Raw genomic sequence first — 19,989 nt, 5'->3', positions numbered from 1 at the left:
TGCTGCATCATAAGCGTTCCAATTCCGAACTTTATACTGGGCTTTCGTCTTCATCGTTGGGCTAGGCGGCAAGAGAATATAGGCGATAGGTAAAATTTACCATTTTCCTTATTCACGCAACAACGCCAAGCGCTAGACGAGTTTTTTTGGCGCAGGGAGCTAGTCTATTCCCTATATCTGTAGATCAATCTGGCTTAATAGTCAGTAGCCTAACAACAGATATCATCCCTAAGATTAAATTCGTTTATGTCACTCCATCTCATCAATTTCCTACAGGTGCTACGCTATCTCTTTCTCGCAGGTTAGAGTTATTAGCTTGGGCGCACAAATCAGGGACGATGATTATTGAAGATGACTATGACAGCGAGTATCGTTATGGTGAGCGTCCCATACCAGCATTGCAAGGATTAGACCAAGCTAACTCAGTGATCTATCTGGGTACATTCTCTAAAGTACTATTTCCGGCTTTGCGTCTTGGTTATTTAGTTTTACCACAGAATTTAGTGCATATATTTGCTCGTGCAAAATGGCTAGCAGATCGGCAATGTAGTTTGTTAGAACAGTACGCCCTGACTGATTTTATTACCGAAGGACATTTAGAACGCCATATCAGACGGATGCGTGCGCTCTACGACCAACGCAGGCAGACTTTGGTGCAGTCTTTGTTTTCTTATTTCGGGGACAAAATTGAAATATCGGGGGAAAATGCCGGAATGCACCTGATGGTCAAAATCAATACTAAACTCACTGATGATAAAATAGTCCAGCTTGCTGCTCTTGCTGGCGTAAGTATTGGGGCGGCGTATCCTCAATATTTAAAACATAGTCCTGGTAGCGAATTTATCTTAGGATATGCTGAACTCAATGAGCAGAAAATTCAAGAGGGAGTACGCCGACTAGCTCAGGTAATACTAATTTAAATACTACCCCAGTTAATGATACACACGATATTCCCCAAATATTAGATAAGGCTGTTGGGGGGTGAAAGGGCAAAAAGATTGAAATTACGCCAGGGGCAAGAAAAGTGCGGCTCAGTTCTACAGTGAGCTAGTCTCCAAGGAAGGCGAGGCTGTTGGAATTGCTAATGGGGAGCCTTACTGGAACGCATACCTAGAACAGTGGCAGGTTTGGGTTAAGTTTGCAGACGAGTGTAGGTCTGTGGTGTGCGATTGGTTGGTGGCGGTGTAGGCCAAAGTAGTTCACTGTTCTCTAAAAACTGTTATTGTGAGTCGGTTATTTTACACTTTCCCAGTTTAGAGCAAATAATCTCTATTGCCTTACCCTTAAAAAAAAACAATTTCGTGTTCGTTATCTTGTCCGTCGCTTAAAGTGACAAGTTTTGTTCTGCTCATTTTTTCTATCTCAGAGACAGTATTCTCAAAGAAATACGATTTATGTCCACAGTCGCAATAAAATGATGATGGAAACACTTCTATTGCCATTTTAAAAGCCAAGATAAACACCCCCAAATACTACCATGCTCTATAGAATGGATATGTGGGTCATGTTATTATTCGGCTTGCTGATTCAACCAAGCTTCTAAATCCGCCACTACAGAAAAATCTAATAACGCTTCTCCTAGAATAGACAATTGCTCAATAGATAATCCTCGAACTCCTTCAATCAACGATGCATCAATTTCACCAAGACGACGATTTAGTTGACGTATAATTAAATCCTGTTGTCCTTCAAGTTTTGCTCTTTCACGGTCTTGCTGATAAAGTGGTTCTAATCGCATAATTAACTCCCTGTCATCTGATTCTAAATTTTGATTGACTCTTAAATTCTGGCGCAGATTATAAACTAATTCTAGCGTTGCTTGCTTGTATGGGTGATTCAATTGTAAGTTTGATAATTCCACAATTGCCTGTGACTGCATACTCCCCCTGCCAAGAATTCTCAACCACAAGGTTTCCGGTGTTTGTGGTAGTTGATGTATGGCTACAATTGCTGTCCGTAGCGCATCACCTAAAAAGTATACTCCTGGCAACCACCCCAATTTTTGATTAACATTAAAGCTTGATAATAATGCTGGGGATGCAGTTGGAGTTAGAACCCATAGTTTCGGAATATCTGACTCTTGGAGTTTGGTTTTATTTGCTTTAGCGTCTCGTCGCAGGAGAGCTTTTACTTCTAGTAATTTTTGAATACAATCACAAATTTCATCACCAGAAGCGGCATTGCGAAATGGCTCTAATATTGCTGGAAACTCTGTAAATCTTCCAAGTAACCCTAACAATTCTAAATTAGAGTTTTACTGTACTGAAGGAGTAAATAATACATCAATTTCTTTGATCTCTCCTGATATTTTTGATGATGACTTTACTTCCCCATAAGGTTTTAACAGTTCTTCTAGATAATCTTTGGCAAATTCGTCATGTACAAATCGAGTCATTCAATTAGGTTATTAAGAATTAATTGAAGTGATTAATAATATTTTATCTGTATTTACAACCCATTTTAATCACACCTCAAATTGATGCTGTGAACGGTTGTTTCATGCTGTTTTACAATCAGCCGACAGTTTGCGCCCAACAATTATGGCGGTATGAGCATTATCGTAAGATAGCTAATGCCAAAGATATTGACTGGAATGGGTATTTGGAGCAGTGGCAGATTTGGATTAACAATTATAGCGCGTGTATGTCTGTGGTGGGCGATTGGTTAATGAGTGTTTAACACTAACCAATTAATTGGGGATTCCAAGCATTCAAAACAACAGAATTCACTGTTAAAATACGACCAGTCCGCTCATTCAAACGGGACAAACAGCTTATAATTACTCAAATTTAAGTATTTAACTATATTGAAAAAGGATGTTTTATGAGCCTAAACAGTAGTTTGTTGCTCGACCTGCCGCACGTTGAGGCAGAACTAACTTATTTTACGCCAATGGCGGAAAAACCTGTTACCTATGCCTATGAACGACCACCAGGGATTCCACCATCCAACCGAAAGTTCGAGACACACTTGATGCCAATCCATAACATACGGGCCGTTTCACAAGACATATCCTTAGATCGAGAAGGCTTTAAACATGTTGTACAACAAAGCAATGTCCGCAATTTTTATGACGAAGATGAGATTCTTCGTGTCTATTATCCTGAAGCCGAGCAACTTTTGAAAGAGGTAATAGGTGCTGAAAAGGTGGTGATATTCGATCACACTCTTCGTAACGCTCAACGCTTACAGAACGGTGAAAGCGGGATCAGTGAGCCTATTAAGTATGTACATAACGACTTTACTGCCATTTCTGGCTATACTCGCGCACGCAAAGAGTTGACAGCACGGGGGGTAGATAACATTGATCAATTACTACAGCAAAGGTTTGCTTTGATTAACATTTGGCGAGCGATCGCCCCAGTTTATAAGTCACCATTAGCAGTGTGCAACGCTTTTAGTATCGCACCAACAGACCTAGTAGCTACTGACATAGTGTACCGCGATTACGTTGGTGAAACCTACTTAATAACGTATAACCCAACACATCAATGGTTCTACTTCCCCCAAATGCAACCCTCGGAGGCACTATTGTTTAAGTGCTTTGACTCGGCAGAGGACGGACGGGCGAGGTTTGCTGCTCATACTGGGTTTGATGACCCAACAAGCCCACCAGATGCCCCAGCTAGAGAAAGTATTGAATTGCGGACGCTGGTTTTCTATCCTACATAAGAATGATGACGGCTGCTATCCTTAACTACAGATGCATTATTATCTGACGCTGGGGCGAAGGTATTTTGCTAATCGTAACGTTAAACGACCTCTCGCCAATAGTTGAGGCTCTTGAGAATTCGATTTGTCAACCAGACTTTAACAAGGGGTAGGTTTATCACTGCTTCACTTACTTATGAATCACACTCAGGCGCTTTGATGAAAAAAACTATTAAAAACTTCATTTAAGTCCGCAGTGTATAATCCTTGAGGTGTCTTTTTTCGCATTTCCTAAGTAATGCAATAGTTATATTTTAAACTTTAACCTTACATACGTATTTCATGCCTCGAAAAACTACAGTTCCATCGCAATCAATTAAAGTAACTCCGCTAGCTCTGTCTCAATTACATATCCGCCTAGAGTTTCTAGAAAAAGAACATCAATCGCTACTCAAACAGATCAAGAGAAAGCGCACAGAACTGAAGAACTTTGTTGAACAGATGCGTTCTTTTGGCACAGAATTTCTCAACAAAGCTAATCCCAGTTTCCGAAAAATGGCTGAGTTAGACCAGGAAATCCATGCTCTGTTTGAGGAGATTTTTACTACTAGAAAGTTCGGTAAACAAACCCTCAAAAATATACAAGCAGTTTACCGTAACCTACAGGTAACTGGAGCCATCAGTCTAAAACCCAACAGCCAACAGTTAGATACATTAGACGAATCGTTTGGCAATGAAGATTCCCAATCAGATTTTTCAAAGGAAACTAGTGAACAACAGCATCAATATTGGCAAGGACAACAGTGTGTAGACTCTGCCTCTGTAATCAGAACAGATGACCAAAGAAAAATTCGTCAAACATTTCTGAAATTAGCTGAAATCTTTCACCCTGATAAAGCCAGAGACAGTGAAACACAGAAGTCTCACACAGAAATCATGAAAGAAATCAATAAAGCCTACCAAGAGGGGGATTTAGCAAGACTTCTTGAAATTGAACAAAGTCAACAACCCTTAGAAATTATTGACAATAATAACGAGGATGATTTAACCCGTAGATGCCGAACTCTAGAACAGCACAATCAAATTCTCCTGGCTCAATATGAAAAATTGAAACAGGAACTGCGTTTGACAAAAAATACTCCAGAAGGGACGATGGTTTGTGATTCTCGAAAAGCTGCTAAAGAAGGCATTGATGCTATGGCTGCGATAGTAGAAACAATGGAATCTCAAATTAACGTCGTTTCTGGGATTCGGGATTTTGTTAAGGATTTTAGAGAACAGAAAATCACTATTAAAGAATTTCTTGCTGGCCCAACACCTCTGCACTCCTTAGATGAAGAAACTATAGAAGATATTTTGGAGCAGATGTTATCAGAATTAATGAGATAGTATTTGACTATTAACAACTTCTGGCTTTATTTGTCGTTCATCTGAGCAAATTAAAAGGATTTTACAGAACCTATGCCGATAAAAAAACACATTAATCTTAATCTGAAAAGTTTTCTTAATCCCACAGATAAATCGGAGAAGAAAATATATTTAATCTCAATTCATTAGAGTTACTTTTTACCAGTTTGAGTTAGGTTGGGCGAATGAGCGCACTGCTTCACTCACTTTCGTGCGCTCACTCAAAACCTTGAGACAACAAATCATCCGGCTATGTCTTTACCACTCTTATAAGTCATAGCTCTGGGTTTTCTCTTCTTGAGAGGGACTACTGATTTCTTGGGTGCTTGTGGCGGACGGCATTTCTCACAGTAGAGCGGTCGAACACCAAAGGTTTCTCGTTGTGTGGGTTGCTCGCACTGCTTACATACGAAGTTAAAAACGCGAGTGTGAATTTCCCGCTTATGTGCTCTGACGGTGTACTCTCGGACTTGGATTGTCTTGCTGGACATTGATTAGTTTTTTAAGTTGCTATTTATAAATATAGTTTCTTGTTTTTGAGTAATAGTATAGCCAGAGCATCATCTTCATGATTAAAACAAGGATAATTGCCCTGGCGAAATATTACCTTTACGTCCACGATGATAGTAAAGGTGACAGCTGCTTTATATAGACAACAAAAATCTATTCTACAACGTAGAAAAAACAACAACAACAGCCCTAATTCTTGCGTTAGGTTAGAAACAAATTAATTTCCACAACGTAGAAAATGACCAAGGTTGAATGGGCGACATACCCTCACACAAAGGAACATTTAGCTGTGTCTTCGACCCTGAAACCTCCCTACCCATAGAGCCAATCCAGAGGTTTTTGAACTACTGTAGAAAGAGTTATCAGGGGTTACGTTGTAGAAGAATTGTACCTAAATCAGTCACATCAAGGCTTATACGACGTGGATTCTACATAAGCCACTACATAATGAGGCAAGATTTTCTAAGCGATTATCTTCAGGGTTCATATTCCAGTGATGAACCTGGAGGTTATAAACCCGACGCTGGCTCAAAGTCAATTCCGGTGGCTTTTCATCTGGGCGTAGACAGACTCGACCACATTTAGAACACTGCCAATCGGAGGCATTTTTTACAGCAGTAGCAATTTGTTTCCAATCAGGAGAGTAGCGAGTTCGACTCATATTTTATTTGAGGGTAGAGCGAAATCATTCTAATTAATTAAGATACTCCTTAATATCACTTTTTTAACGGCAAAGAATAGAGAGCGCTTTATGTTCAAGCTGGCGAATTGGTTCTCGGCTTAGGTTAAGGCGTTCTCCGATCTGAGTTAACCTCAGTTGATAGTCATTTTCTAGCCCGAAACGTAAAGTTAGTACTTCTCATTGTATTGGGGCAAAGGACGCTAGCAACTCTTTACTATTCTGGCGCTACGCTAAATTTTGAGTGAAGTCCTCTCTTGAAGAGAGGAACTGTTCAAATTCGCTTCACATTTGAACAAGGCTTAAGAACGCTTTGCGTAAATCAATTGAAAAATCCAAATACTTAGTTGAGAAATAATCATGGATATGCAATCTCTACTCACTTTCACAATCGTAGTCATCTTTTGGGCATTCATTACTCTCATTATATTCCAGTTCATTAACGGACTATTTGTATCGGCTGCTTACGCTAGTAATGTGGTTTCGGTTAGCAATGGAGATATAGTCGCTTCTACAATCCCATCAGTATCAGAAGTAATCACACCACAAGCTCGGACTTTTGAAAAATTGCCAGATCCTTGGATGTTAGGGGATGAAGTTGTTCATCGTACAAGTAATGAAGGGGAAAGAGAAAGAGAAAATTCCATACTTTCCCCTTTACCCCTTCCCCTTTACCCTACTTCTGAAAGAAGTACATTGAGATTACTGCCTCCAGTTAAAGAAATTTCACCACAACCAAAACGTACTACTCGTTCAAACAAAGCTAACAATCCTGCCAACAAGTTACCGAAAACTAAAAAGGCTGATGTAAATTCTTCAGGCAAGCGCAAGCCAGGCAGATCGCGTAAAACTGCATAAAAGTTACTCAACTATAACGCAATACGGTTCAGTTAACGCTGAAAGCGTTATTGATGATATGGAAATTAGGAGCCTCAACTCGCTGTCCAGTACCTCTGTGGCTTGGTTTTTTGGAGCGAAATTTTGATACAGGTTTTTTCACAACCCTGGGGTTACACCGATGAACTCGCTCAGGTAACAATGTATCCAGAATCTCTATGGTCAACCACTCAAAAAAAGGGGCAAATCTTGAGAGTTAAGACGTTGAAACTTAGGTACAGCACCACGGATAACTCGTAAAGTTCCAGTAAAACTAAGACGTAATGGAGCAACTCCGGCACTGGTTGCAGCTTGAAACATTAATAATCGTACTGTCCAATGTCCCAACAACCAAGCATATACCTCTTGCACAACCTCCCGTGGTTTTTGAGAACGGACATGAGTTTTTCGCCCTAGAAGATGTATTTTCAACTCATCAATGGTGTTTTCTACTTCCCATCGCTGATGGTATTCCCTCGCCAACAACTCGGCAGGAAATTTCTCAATGTCTAATAAACTAGTAATTAAGCGATATGTCAGTTGTTCAGTTGGATTGTCAGGATGCTCAATTGTATACTCAATAATGCGTACAAGTATTGGCTGACTAGCTTTTTTTCGTAGCTTTCCCGATGGGTAAATCCATGATTTATAAGAGCCGTCTTCTAAGGGTTTTTCGGCAGTAAATTTGACATTGGCTGGTATTCTGCCTAAATAATCGCATCCCTTGGTTACTGTTGCTTGTACTATTGCGTAGGAATGTAATCCTCTATCCCACATCAACAACATTCCTGATGTGACCGAACGTAATAATTTTAATGCTCGTACTCGCTCTCCGATGCGATACGGACACACCAGTGCATCAAATATTATATGTGTTCCTGCTTCTACTAATATTACTAGTCTGACTTTAGGGAACGCGGCTTTTGTCCCAGGACGACTACCAGGGCGACCAAAAACTCTGGCATTTTCATCACTGTCGGGAACATCAAAACAAGTACCATCAATAACTACAATTCGTAGCTCATTTAAAAACGCCCCCAAGGTTTCAGTTGTAGCCATTGGTCTTACTAACTGATGAAATAAATCACTCATCACTCTTGCTCCTAATCGCTGCCGAGCTTGTGTGATTGCTGATTTACAGGGCACACGCCAGTATTTACCAACTTTTACCCATGCCTCTGACATCCCATCTATTAGATTTTTCAGCACATCCCGCATTGAGTCTTTAGACCAAAAACTCATTGCTATTACCAGACTTACCACTAATTGTGCTGGTAGCGGTAAGCGAAGCCATGCCGCAGGCTTATCGCTTGCGCTCCTCTTGAGTTTGGGTATTAGCAATCGCCTGTTCAATTGCCGCCGCTGGAATTGCCGTCTCAATTGCTTTAAGCAAGTCATTACTTTGTATATCAGGACACACCAACGAGAAATCCTTGAGATGCACCACGCTCAATTTTAATGCTTGGGAACAATGCTTAATTTACATGATTTTCAGCCTTAACTGAACCGTATTGGGTAGTAATGGATAATTTATCCGTACATAAACTAGATTCAATTGTGCCAATGATTAAAGCTGTAGGTGCGAAAGTTATTTGTTTATCCTCATACTCGCCCGATTTTAATCCAATTGAATTATGGTGGTTACAACTTAAATCTTTTTTACGCAGTTTTGCTCCGACTACAACAGAAATGGTTGATAACTTAATCTCAGTTGCACTCGATTTAATAAATCCTCAACATTTAAGAAACTGGTTTGCTAGTTGCTGCTACTGTACCTCATAGCAGCCGGAAGTGCTGTAAAAAATGGAAAATTGGTGGATTGTCTCAAAGTTCCATCCGCAGGAACTAAGTTTCCTGTTAAGGGTACACAAATTAATGATGAACTGAATTATTTAAAAGTAAAAGACCCTCAAGAGCTAGACGTAATCTTATCAAATGTATATTTAGAGAACTATGTAAGGTAATTCATAAATCTTTGGAAAAAAGTGGTTATTTGATAGAAGATGTAGATTTTTTATTAACAAATCAAGTAAAAAAGAGCTTATCTAAAGGCATTCTAGAATCTTTAATTTAAAGGAAGAACAAACATTTATTTCTTTACCAGAATATGGTCATATAGGTGCTGTAGACACCATATTTGGTTTAGCAAAAACTCTAGAGTCAAAGAAAATAAAGCCTGGGAACCTTGTGGTTTTAGCTAGTAGTGCTGCTGGTTTTTCATGGGCAGCGTTAACTGTAAAATATTAGAAAAATTAAACCAATATATTCTGTGATGTTGCATAGTGGTGTCTTAACTAAAACAATTCTTTGTGCATCTAGATTCTCGTGTTGTGTTTCATACGCTATGCCAGATTGGAGGATGCGGAAGGCTCAACTGGTAGAATCTTGGGAAGGGCAAGTGTAAGCAAGATGGAAGCGATCGCTTGAATGGGTAAGACTGAGTGTTTAACTACCGCAGCTACCAATTCTATTCCGCTTATAAATTACTTTTTAGCACTCAAAAGAAAAAAGATAACAAAGGTTAAATTTGCTACTAATAGATTTACTCCTCGGTTTTAGATCTCATTAAAGCAACGCAGTACATTTTGTAGGATGCACATATTCAATTATCGGTGTAATTCTAATGAAACCTGAAGTTATGACTGCAATCATCTCTGCGCTCGTTGCAGTTAAGCTAATGAGCATTTAAGTTGCATAACACCAGGGCTGAACCCTTTACTCCAAGCGAATCAACCTGGAAAAATGAATGACGATTAGCTTATTAGTGCGATTGTCAGTATTTATGGGCAAATGCGTGTCGCACAATTGTCCGATCACCTGGCGAAACAACGTGAAGCCCAATCGCGTGAAGCACAAACGGCTGCTTTAATGTCGAAATACCGAGATCCGTTGCTTCGTTCAGCAATCGATCTTCAAAGCCGCTTGTTTAATATTCGGCGAAATCTGTGCATTAAATAATTAATGTCTAATTTAAAGAATTAATGTCCACCCCTTAAACCTTACTGTGATAAGGAATTTGAAGCAATAACACTAACTCTTTAAACTGGACAATGATTTTTTAATGTACACAAAAGAGTAATAACTCTAATTCAAACCCTAAAGCCATTTATATAAGAACCTCAGTAATCCAGTGATGGTACTGAGCATTGTCACCCTGAAATATGGATTGAAGGTAATCACGGAGCTTTGTAGTGATGGGACGTTCTTTGGGCAAGCGAGAAGTTTCAATATCGTTAACAGGGGTAATATATGCAGCCGTACCGCACAGAAAGACTTCATCAGCAATAAATAACTCAGATTTATCTACTGGTCTTTCAATCACAGAAATTCCCAAATCATGGGCTAAAGTGAGAATACTATTGCGAGTGATTCCTTCAAGTATATCTTGATTGAGGCTAGGGGTAATCAGTTGACCATCACGAACCAAAAACAAATTCATAGCTGAGGCTTCACTAACCTTACCTTGAGAGTTCAACAAAATTGCTTCATCAAAACCTGAAGCAACAGCTTCTGTTTTCGCAAGAGCAGAAGTAATGTAAGCAGCAGTTACTTTACCTCGTAAAGGCATACTACGATCTTCTTGTCTAGACCAAGAACTAATCCGGCAACGGATACCTGTTTGAGGTAGAAAATCACTCATTGATAAACCATAAATTAACAAATCTTTGTCCACCTCATGTAGACGAGGTGCAATTCCTAAGCCAGAGGTATAAACCAATGGACGAAGGTAAAAAGGAGTGCTGGGTTGATTGCGACGTACAAATTCAACAATGGTAGATATTAAAGAGTCTTTTGTCAGAGAATAATTCAGGTATTTAGCACTATTGCTCAATCTTTGACAGTGAGCTTCTAAGCGGAATAGTAAAATGCGATTAGGGTTATTTGATGCCGGCAATCCACGAATTCCAGCAAGAACAGCAGTCCCATAATGAAGTGCATGAGTGGCAATCGAAATTTGAGCTTGAGCGAAGGGGAGAAAATGTCCTTTCAAATATGCCTGCGGTAGAAAAGAGGATGCAGTTGTTTGAGTGTCGTTAGTTGCTTGAGTAATCATAGATTTCATCTTTGATAGTCTACTTTCTCATAATTGGGCTTCACAACTCCCCAGTTTAGTTAGGGGATTTTCAGCAGATACTATTCGCTGGATGGTTATTGTATAATTAATAACTTGTTAAATCGCTCGTTTAATTAATGCTTTTTTCCCCAGAGCGATACTGGAATTACGCTACCAGAGGCTACCAGCTATTAATAATGTAATTTGTTCATCTAGCAATAAACTAGAGAAGATAATTGTCAAAAACGGTTGTAGTTGTAAAGGGACAAATTATTTGACCAAAGCGACAGATTGTCTGTCATCCATCCAAATGCTTTTGCATTGCCTGTTCAAGCAATTTCTACAACTTCATATCACAAACCCCAAAAATTAAATCCGCTTCCATTAAAGCTTGCAGGCGTGAAAAAATTGACTTTTAATTTGTCGCTACAGCCAAATAATTCGTCTCTCTACAAAAATGCAAAATTAGGGATTTGGGATTATTCTCTACTGAAGGTAACAAAAGAGGGATTACGCAATAACCATTAATTATCAGTTATAGTTTATATCGTGTCCGGTGAAAGACCTCATTAAGACCTCTGCCAGAGCAAGGAGGCAGAGGGGCACAAAAGAGGGTTTTAAAGTTTCTGCACAGAGCCATCGAATCATTTATGATTAGCTAGACATGATATCAAACGTGACGTTGGTAAAAAGATTCTTCAATCCAGAACCGCACCTCTTCTTCGGAAGCCAGATAAGCAGTGCGACCCGTGTTAGGATTGTAAACTTGATACCAAACATTACCTGCACGATCTTTGCATTGCCGGATTTTTAACTCAGGTTTGGTGGTGACTTGATTCCAAACCCATTGTCCGAGCCGTTTTAGTTTAGTTGTCAATTTTTGCCAAGTAGATTGCGTTATAGGAACCTCATCATCAATAAGTTCATATTTTTTAAAGTCTTGAGATTGCGTATTCATTACTGCCTCCTGTGGAATTTAGCATTAACTGAATATTAAAGCTGTGATTTGATTAAAAATTCCCCAGATTAGTATCAGTAGATCGACTCATCCAATTGGGTGAATCCACCAGATGCTCAAACTAACCCAATCAGGTGAATTTTCAGAAATGGGTAAGGTAAACCAAAAAGCTAAATAGTTTTAGGTATGAGATGTGGCTCAACCTGTTTTTAAATTAAACTTATTTTGGCAAAATCACAGTCTGAAAAAGTCTTTAATAGTCATGAGATAGAAAAATTAGTTTTACTTAAGTAAGTCGTGGAGAAAATTTATAAGCATGTAACAAACAATTAAGCAGAAGAATTAGAGTTAAATCTTATACGTTGTGTACTGTAATTTTCCTTCTCTGCTCTAGCTTGAATTCCATTAATCACAGCATAGGCGAGGTCTAATTCATCTTCAAAAGTTTTCGAGGCTAGTTCATCTTTTTGGTAGTGCATCAGCAAAGTGTGGGATAGCTAATCAAGTCATGCCAACTCCAGGGAGCGATCGCTAACCCTGCTCTTTGTGCTGCTGTATTGCCCTTACGTTCAAGGGGCGACAATCGCCTCTAAACCCCGCCAGCTAAAGGTATGAGGGGCACAGACCCCTTGAAAAATTTGGGTGCTTATTGAGAATGAACTGTACAGTTATTAAGCAGCTATCTGTCAGGTACAGTTTAATGGTAAAAAAGAACGGTCTCGTAAATTGAATCAGACCGTCAGCATAATGTTGCCTTCATTTTATCAAAGTTACCTTGAAAAATACCTAAATCAATCACAGTTAATCACTTTGAAATTGTTAGTGTGGTTGTTACAGAATCAATCATCTAGTAAGACTGGAAAGGCTGGCAGCAACGCTACCTTTACCCATACAGCAAAATAGTCGCAGGCGACACTTACAAAGGTTTTTAACGCTGAATGCTTTGAGTGTAGTGCTGCTATGGTTTCCCATCATTGAAGCAATAATTAATCGACATTTTCAAACTGGGTCACAATTAATCATTGCTATGGATAGAACCCAGTGGAAAGAAAATAATGTATTAATGGTGAGTGTAATTTATCAAAAAAGAGCATGGACAGTATATTGGGGAAGAGTTAGAGAAAGATGGTAGCAGTAACCTAACTGAACAGCAAAAAGTGTTACGTCCAGTAATTCGGTTATTAAAGAATTACAAATTAGTGATTATTGGAGATAGAGAGTTTCATAGCATAGAATTAGCGGATTGGTTACACAGACAGAATCAGCGTTTTGTATTTCGTCAAAAACAAGACACAACTTTTCGCCAAAAAAGACAAAAATTTCAGCCTTTAAAGAGTCTTGAAATTTATCCAGGAATCCGCTCCTTTTATTCTGGGGTAAATTTCACTCAGAAAAAAGGATTTGGACGCTTTAATTTGGCAGTTTATTGGAAAAGAAAGTATAGAGGTAAACAAGATAAAGAAGCTTGGTATTTATTAACAAATTTGCCTGATTTAAAAACTGCTATCAAAGTTTATGGAGCGCGGTTTGGCATTGAAGCTATGTTCCGTGATTGTAAAACTGGTGGTTATAATCTTGAAGGTTCTCAAGCTAATCCTGATAAACTTGTGCGAATAATATTCTTAATTGCTTTGGCCATGACCAGTGCTTGGTTACATGGACAAAGAACTAAATTTCAATCCCAAGAATCATATATTTGTCGTCCTCAAGAAAAAAATAGAACTCAAAAACGTCACAGTAATTTTTGGATAGGTTTATATGGTCTAAATTGGATAGTTGCTTGGCATGAATGTCAAGCATGGGTCGAGGAAATGGTCGATTCCATTCGCAATAAGCAGGCATATTATCAGCGAGGCTTACGGGCTATGAAGCTTATACAGCAAGCACTTTAGCTCGCTTGTCGCCCCTTGAAGGGCAATTGTTTAAAGATAGATGCTTTCAACGCAAAATCACAATATCTTGCTGGAGTGGCTATCAACAAATTAATTACAGCATCTAAAACAGGAGATGGAAGTTGTTTGGCACAGGTACGAATTTGAGCCAATAAAAGCGGTGGTAAAAAGCTCACGTTTTCTCCTCTGGGAAGAACGCTAATACCAATTTGAAAAAAGAATGCGACAGCCGTAAGTCGGCTCTTTAGTTTTCGACTGCCCCTAATGCTTTCAGCGTGGCTTGCTGTGCGGCTGTTAATCCTTGAGCGCCTCCAATATTCATGCCTTCATACAGGCGATCAGCTCTCAGCGTTTTGAGGCACTCACCTGTTGTTGGATTCCACAGCTTAATGGTTTCATCCTGACTACCACTGACCAAAATCGAACCTGTACCGGATGGCAAGCTAACGTCAACCGGACTAAACTGAACAGAACTGACCGGACTGGTGTGCCCTTGCAGGACTTTCTGGCAGGTGCCGTCTCGGACATCCCACAGCCGGATGGTTTGATCGACACCGCTACTGGCTAGGAGACGACCATTGGGGCTGAAAGCAACAAACTCAACCGCACTGGTATGACCGTGTAACGTTGCCAAGCACGTTCCGTCTTGCACATTCCAAAGTCGAACTGAGAAGTCTGTGCTGCCAGTTGCTAGAGTCTGACCATCCGGGCTGAAGGCAACGGACATAATCCAAGACATATGTCCGTGTAGGATTTTGAGACAAATGCCACTTCGCACATCCCACAACCGCACGGTCTGATCATTGCTGCCACTCGCAAGGGTGTGTCCATCGGGGCTAAAGGCGACTGCCCAAACCCAAGCCGTATGTCCTTGTAAGATTCTGAGGCAGGTGCCTTCTCGCACATCCCATAGCCGCACTGAGCCGTCATGGCTGCCACTCGCTAACATTTGTCCATTGGGGCTGAAACTGACGGAGCAAACCCAACTCGTGTGTTCCTGCAATGTTTGGCAGCAGGTGCTGTTCTGCACATCCCATAGCCGAATGGTTTGATCTTCACTGCCACTCGCCACCATTTGACCATTCGGGTGAAACGCCATTGCCCAGATCCAATTTGTGTGTCCTGGCAAAGCCTTGCAAGTTTCTTGCTGCCAATCCCAGAGCCGCACGAGGGCGTCATAACCGCCACTGGCTAACATGGAGCCATCCGGACTAAAGCTGACTGAACGAACCCCATTGGTTCGTCCCTGAAACGTCTTGAGGCAGGTGCCATTTTGGACATCCCACAAGCGAACTGAAAGATCCACACTACCGCTGGCAAGCGTTTGACCATCCGGATTGTTGGCGGAGCCTGCGCTCGGCGCATAGGCAACTGCCCAAACACAATTGTTGTGACCTTGCAACCGTTTGAAGGAAGTTCCATCCTGCACACTCCACAACCGCACTGAGGCGTCCTCACTACCACTGGCAAGCGTTTGACCATTGGGACTGAAGCTGAGGGAAGTGACCCAACCCGTATGACCTTGCAGTGTTTTGCGGCAAGTGCCTGTCTTTACCTCCCACAGCCGGATGGTGCAATCCTCACTACCGCTGGCGAGGCTTTGACCATCGGGGCTGAAGGCAACTGCCCAAACCCAACGGGTATGTCCTGACAATGTTTTGAGGATGGTGCCATGATCAACACTCCACAATCGGATTGAGGCGTCTTCGCTGGCACTTGCCAGCATCTGTCCATTGGGACTAAAGCTGACTGAAGTGACCCCACCCGTATGACCCTGCAAAACCGTCAGGCAGGTTCCGTCGTGTGCATTCCAGAGCCGAATTGTTTGGTCATCACTGCCACTCGCCAGCAGTTGACCGTCCGGGCTGAACGCGATCGTCCAAACCTGACCGAAATGACCTCGTAGGGTGTTGAGACAGGTGACTGGGAGATGGCTGGAATCACTCACTTCAGCCAAGGTTGCAGGATTGGACGGCTCAGAATCGATGCGCTGCATATCCCACAACCGAATCAACGAGTCATGACTGCAACTGGCTAGCATTTTTCCGTCGGGACTGAAGGTGACTGCCAAGATCCAACCGGTATGTCCTTGCAATGTCAAAACCTGTTGACCATCGACCACTCGCCACAGGCAAATCTTACCCTCTAAATCGCCCGTTGCCAGCAAGCTGCCATCTGGGTTAAAGCTGACTGATGAAACGCTACTTAACGTCTCGGCAAACATAGAGGTTGTCAAATCAGCATTGCGAAAATTGACTCTTGCCAGGTTGACCTGCCGCAAGTCGGCTTGCCGTACCGTTAGCTCCGAAAAGTCGCAGCCTTGTAAATCGCTTTGCAGATGTACCAGCAGGTTGAGCAGGTTGCCAGCAATGTAGTTTGGCTGAGGTGCTTGCTGTTGCTGCTCCAACATGGCTTTCAACTGCTGTTCCAGGGCTTGTGAATTGCCCAACTGAATCAGCAATTGTTCGGCGATCGGCTCAACAATCAACCGCTTTTGCATCTCTCGGACATAGTCTTTTGTCTGCGCTTTGATCAGGGCATGGGTTCTGAGTCGCTCTGGGCTTTGGGTAGCAATTTCTCCAGAGACGTGCTGCACGAACTGATCAGTGACATATTCCAGTACCACTGGCTGGAGAAAGAACCGCTCCCCCTCCTTCTCAATCAGTGATCGCCGCAACAAGGACTGAATTCCAGCCGGAAGTCTGCGTCTGGAAACCGTGGTGACAATATCCCGACTCAACTCAACCAGCAAGATCGGTTCTCGGTTGATCGCTAACCAAACGATCATTTCCTGCTCAATCTCAGACAAGCGATCAAACTGTCGCTGGAGCAAGTCTCGTATGTCATCAAAGACGGCTAACCCTTGCTGCACATAGTTCAATACCTCGACAATTCTGCCATTAAAGAGTTCTTGAGTCGCGGCTGCCACCAGCTTCAGTGCTAGGGGGTTGCCGCGATAGTGGGACACTAATCGTTCCCAGTCCGATTCTGTACCCGCAAATATTCCTTTGTAGCGAAACAGTTCTCGTCCGGCTTCTGGGTTCAGTCCTTTTAGTAGCAGCGTTCGTACCGATTGTTCCTTACCTTCCAGTGGCACAATCTCTCTGGGCTTTTCGCGGCTGGTGAGCAACAAGCAACTCTGATGGGACACCTCCCCAATCTCTTTGAACAGTTGACCATATCCCTCGTAGCCCACTCGATACTGTGCAGTTTGCCCTGCACTCAAAATCGTCTCAGCATTGTCTAGAACCAGTAAACAGCGCTTTTGACGCAACCCCTGCATCAGCTTCAGCAGTTTCCCATCCAGGCTGCTCGGCACAGCGATGTCCTCTCCCTGCGCCCGCAGTAGAATAGGTAGCACCGTCTCTAACCAGGCTTCAAACGGCGGTGCATTTTGCAGCGATCGCCACACCACCACCTCAAACTGAGTTTGAATCTGCTGCCCTAGTTTGGCGGCCAAGGCGCTTTTGCCAATGCCACCAATCCCTAGCAGTGCCACAACTCGACAGCGCTCCGTCACAATCCATTGCTCCAGGGTCTCCAATTCCTCAGTTCGCCCATAGAACTGGGTGACATCCATTGCCTCTCCCCAGTCAGTCTGGGGTTGATGCAGAATAGTTTGAGTCGCGGTAGTTGGAGGTGAGGCAGTCGGCTCAACTGCTAGAGCTTGGGTTTGGGCGGCACTAATCAGCGACTGACGCCATTGATGTTCTAGCGCCCCTCGAAAGTTGGTTTTACTGACAGTTTCTCCAAGTGCCTGCCCTAACAATTTCCAGAACTTGGGACCCACATCATGCTTAAGATAGCTAACGGCATACCCAGACGCTTCGGCAATGTGCTCGTAAGACTGTCGCTGTATGGAGCCGAGCAGGATTGCCGTTTCCACTTCGCTGAGTCGTCTGCCGTTGTGGGCAAACATGGTTGAATTGGCAATCTGTAGCATCTGCTCAATATCCATCGCTGCTCAACCAGAATGATCGGTATCGCCCGATTTTACCGCAACTCACCTTAACTTTCAAATCCCTGCATTACATTGTTCACAATCGAGACCTAGTGAGGGATACAGTTTCTCCAAGCCCAGCAAAATCAGATCAAAAGTTAAGGTAGAAGTGAGTATTTAGACTTAGTAATAACTCAATTCTATGGAACTAAAGTCCCTAATTTTCCTGTAACGACAAATCAAAAAACCTCCCCTACAGTAGAGACATCAGGTTCAAAGGTCTAAGGGAAAGGAATTAGCACACTAACTCCTAACCGCTTAACAACCTTCACAATTTCCCAATTTCTAGCAGGAATCTAGTCTTACGACCCCAACCTGGTCGACAGTCCAAGTTTCTGCTGTAACGGATTCACTATCAAGTTGGTGAACTAGTGACGTAGTTAACAACTGACAGATCTTCCCAGCTTTTCTAATACTACTCAGGAGGTACTGATGGAACGATATAGATGTAAGGTCTGTGGTCATATTTATGATCCGACAGAGGGCGATCCAAAGTCTGGAATTGCTCCAGGAGCAGCTTTTGAGGATCTGCCGGAAGATTGGCTATGTCCAGTCTGTGACGCAAAGAAGACAAAGTTCCAACTAGTGGTACCAGGGGGAGTTTAGCGGGTTGTGTTGCAAAAGGGAATGCGTTCTAAACCGTGAAATATAGATTGGGAGACAAACGAATGAGCCGTGATTTGCAATGCCTTGACTCTACTCCTATCAATAGTCCTGAACTGTGGAGCTTACCGCCACAATCCTCCTACTCCTATTTGAATAGCGCCCTCGCCTATGTTGCACAAGAGGTGACTGAGCTACTTCAACAATCTCTTCCGGTTAATGGTGACAAACTCTTCAGTAGCGGGATCAATCGGGATACCTGGAATGGGTCCTTATACTGGGAGCAAACATGCTGTGATGGGTCTCACTCGTTCTGCTGCGCTCGATTATGCCAAGCAAGGGATTCGGATTAATGCCGTCAATCCTGGCTATATTCGCGGCACAGAAATAGTTACTCCTAAGAGCCTCCAAGAGATGGGTATGACTTTAGAGCAGTTTGATTCGATGGTGTCGTCGAGCGTCCCGATGGGGCATAGGGGTCAACCTGAAGAAATTGCTGCAACGGTTGTGTTCTTATGTTCTGATGCTGCGAGCTACATCACTGGACAACCTTTAGCGATCGATGGTGGATTCACAGCGAACTAATTTAAGGAGCGATGCTATGTCAACTTTTGTCTTAGTTCATGGCTCGTGGCATGATGGTTCTGCTTGGCAATTAGTCATTGACCATCTAGAAGCGAAAGGACATCAGGCTTTTGCTCCCACGATCGCAGGTCATGGCAAAGGCGTGAATAACCCTGTTCTGTCACTTTCGGAAAATAATAATCGTAGCTAAACATTGGAACCTTTATCTAGTCAAACTTTGAGCCTTTCTTTTCTAATAGAAACTAAAATTTATAGCCAAAAACTGAGAAGTAAAGCTCCGAAAGGCTTTCAGGGATTGGCTTTTCCCAGTTTGACATAAGAGGGATAAGAACGTTAACCATGCTCAATGCACACAATCGATCGTCGATTACATTGTGGACAAAGACTTAAGCGATATCGTCCTACTCGGACATAGTTTCGGTGGCACGATTATTGCGAAAGTTGCCGAAGTGATCGGCAATTGCATTAGACGACTCATCTTCTTAGATGCTTTTGTCCTCAATGATGGTGAAAGCCTCAGAGATAGCCTTCCGCCGCACTATCAAGCGTTATTTGACTCTCTAGCTAGAGAATCGGACGATCATACGATGGTGATGCCGTTTGAGCTTTGGCGAGAAGTACTTCTCAATGATGCTGACCTCGAACTAGCTCGATCCAGTTACGCACGATTATCACCCCAACCGTATCAACCGTGGATTGACAAGTTGGACTTGAAGCAGTTTTACTCGCTGCCCATTCCTAAAAGTTACCTCTACTGTACAGAAGATAATGTCC

The 19,989-nt window shown here is 42.2% G+C and carries 16 protein-coding genes and 3 pseudogenes; 10 read left to right on the top strand and 9 right to left on the bottom strand.

The features are described from left to right. Positions 1–131: 131 nt before the first annotated feature. A pseudogene (locus H6G96_RS37275) lies at positions 132–920 on the top strand (PLP-dependent aminotransferase family protein); the annotation flags it as partial. Between the two features lie 590 nt (positions 921–1,510). Here the strand turns inward: H6G96_RS37275 and H6G96_RS37270 are convergent. Then, positions 1,511–2,395, bottom strand: a pseudogene (locus H6G96_RS37270) (DUF4351 domain-containing protein). 104 nt (positions 2,396–2,499) lie between these two features. Here H6G96_RS37270 and H6G96_RS37265 point away from each other — a divergent pair. From H6G96_RS37265 to H6G96_RS37255, 3 genes are all read left to right on the top strand, one after another. Further along, complete coding sequence (locus H6G96_RS37265) at positions 2,500–2,679, top strand: hypothetical protein (protein ID WP_190919180.1); 180 nt, start codon at positions 2,500–2,502, stop codon at positions 2,677–2,679. 144 nt (positions 2,680–2,823) lie between these two features. After that, positions 2,824–3,672, top strand: a complete 849-nt coding sequence (locus tag H6G96_RS37260) for a CmcJ/NvfI family oxidoreductase (protein ID WP_190919178.1) — start codon at positions 2,824–2,826, stop codon at positions 3,670–3,672. Between the two features lie 321 nt (positions 3,673–3,993). Further along, the gene (locus tag H6G96_RS37255; protein WP_190919176.1) at positions 3,994–5,040 is read left to right on the top strand and encodes a J domain-containing protein; all 1,047 of its coding nucleotides are present in this window, start codon (positions 3,994–3,996) and stop codon (positions 5,038–5,040) included. Between the two features lie 260 nt (positions 5,041–5,300). On the opposite strand, the gene H6G96_RS37250 is transcribed toward H6G96_RS37255, so the two are convergent. After that, positions 5,301–5,549: a hypothetical protein gene (locus H6G96_RS37250; protein WP_190919174.1), complete on the bottom strand. Its 249-nt coding sequence runs from the start codon at positions 5,547–5,549 to the stop codon at positions 5,301–5,303. A gap of 431 nt (positions 5,550–5,980) precedes the next feature. Next, the gene (locus tag H6G96_RS37245) at positions 5,981–6,229 is read right to left on the bottom strand and encodes an HNH endonuclease (RefSeq protein ID WP_190919172.1); all 249 of its coding nucleotides are present in this window, start codon (positions 6,227–6,229) and stop codon (positions 5,981–5,983) included. Between the two features lie 378 nt (positions 6,230–6,607). Between H6G96_RS37245 and H6G96_RS37235 the strand changes: the two genes are divergently transcribed. Beyond that, positions 6,608–7,105, top strand: coding sequence for a hypothetical protein (locus tag H6G96_RS37235; protein WP_190919169.1), 498 nt, complete (start codon positions 6,608–6,610; stop codon positions 7,103–7,105). 201 nt (positions 7,106–7,306) lie between these two features. On the opposite strand, the pseudogene H6G96_RS37230 reads toward H6G96_RS37235, so the two are convergent. From H6G96_RS37230 to H6G96_RS37200, 4 genes and pseudogenes are all read right to left on the bottom strand, one after another. Then, a pseudogene (locus tag H6G96_RS37230) lies at positions 7,307–8,477 on the bottom strand (IS4 family transposase). A 1,752-nt stretch (positions 8,478–10,229) separates the two neighbouring features. Next, positions 10,230–11,177: a branched-chain amino acid transaminase gene (locus tag H6G96_RS37210; protein WP_199339855.1), complete on the bottom strand. Its 948-nt coding sequence runs from the start codon at positions 11,175–11,177 to the stop codon at positions 10,230–10,232. Positions 11,178–11,847: 670 nt separating this feature from the next. Further along, on the bottom strand, positions 11,848–12,135 hold the full coding sequence (locus H6G96_RS37205) for a hypothetical protein (protein ID WP_190919162.1): 288 nt from the start codon (positions 12,133–12,135) through the stop codon (positions 11,848–11,850). A 329-nt stretch (positions 12,136–12,464) separates the two neighbouring features. Next, complete coding sequence (locus tag H6G96_RS37200; RefSeq protein WP_190919160.1) at positions 12,465–12,614, bottom strand: hypothetical protein; 150 nt, start codon at positions 12,612–12,614, stop codon at positions 12,465–12,467. A gap of 600 nt (positions 12,615–13,214) precedes the next feature. Here H6G96_RS37200 and H6G96_RS37195 point away from each other — a divergent pair. Further along, complete coding sequence (locus H6G96_RS37195) at positions 13,215–14,027, top strand: IS4 family transposase (RefSeq protein WP_347242333.1); 813 nt, start codon at positions 13,215–13,217, stop codon at positions 14,025–14,027. Here H6G96_RS37195 and H6G96_RS37190 read toward each other — a convergent pair. After that, entirely contained in the window at positions 14,024–14,203 is a 180-nt protein-coding gene (locus H6G96_RS37190) for a hypothetical protein (RefSeq protein ID WP_190919157.1), read from the bottom strand. The genes H6G96_RS37195 and H6G96_RS37190 overlap by 4 nt on opposite strands. A 68-nt stretch (positions 14,204–14,271) precedes the next feature. Beyond that, the gene (locus H6G96_RS37185; RefSeq protein ID WP_199339854.1) at positions 14,272–17,985 is read right to left on the bottom strand and encodes an NB-ARC domain-containing protein; all 3,714 of its coding nucleotides are present in this window, start codon (positions 17,983–17,985) and stop codon (positions 14,272–14,274) included. A 474-nt stretch (positions 17,986–18,459) separates the two neighbouring features. Here H6G96_RS37185 and rd point away from each other — a divergent pair, with 474 nt between their 5' ends. From rd to H6G96_RS37165, 4 genes are all read left to right on the top strand, one after another. Then, entirely contained in the window at positions 18,460–18,633 is a 174-nt protein-coding gene (gene rd, locus H6G96_RS37180) for a rubredoxin (RefSeq protein ID WP_190919155.1), read from the top strand. A gap of 216 nt (positions 18,634–18,849) precedes the next feature. Next, a complete protein-coding gene (locus tag H6G96_RS37175) occupies positions 18,850–19,215 on the top strand; it encodes an SDR family oxidoreductase (RefSeq protein ID WP_190919153.1) in 366 nt (121 codons plus the stop codon). A gap of 16 nt (positions 19,216–19,231) precedes the next feature. Further along, on the top strand, positions 19,232–19,405 hold the full coding sequence (locus H6G96_RS37170; protein WP_242063586.1) for an alpha/beta fold hydrolase: 174 nt from the start codon (positions 19,232–19,234) through the stop codon (positions 19,403–19,405). Between the two features lie 184 nt (positions 19,406–19,589). Beyond that, positions 19,590–19,989 (top strand): alpha/beta hydrolase (locus H6G96_RS37165; protein WP_347242332.1); only part of this gene is annotated, 400 nt, incomplete at its 3' end.

This window comes from Nostoc sp. FACHB-892, assembly GCF_014698795.1.
Lineage (GTDB): Bacteria > Cyanobacteriota > Cyanobacteriia > Cyanobacteriales > Nostocaceae > Nostoc.
This window is presented reverse-complemented; position numbering and strand designations above follow the sequence as displayed.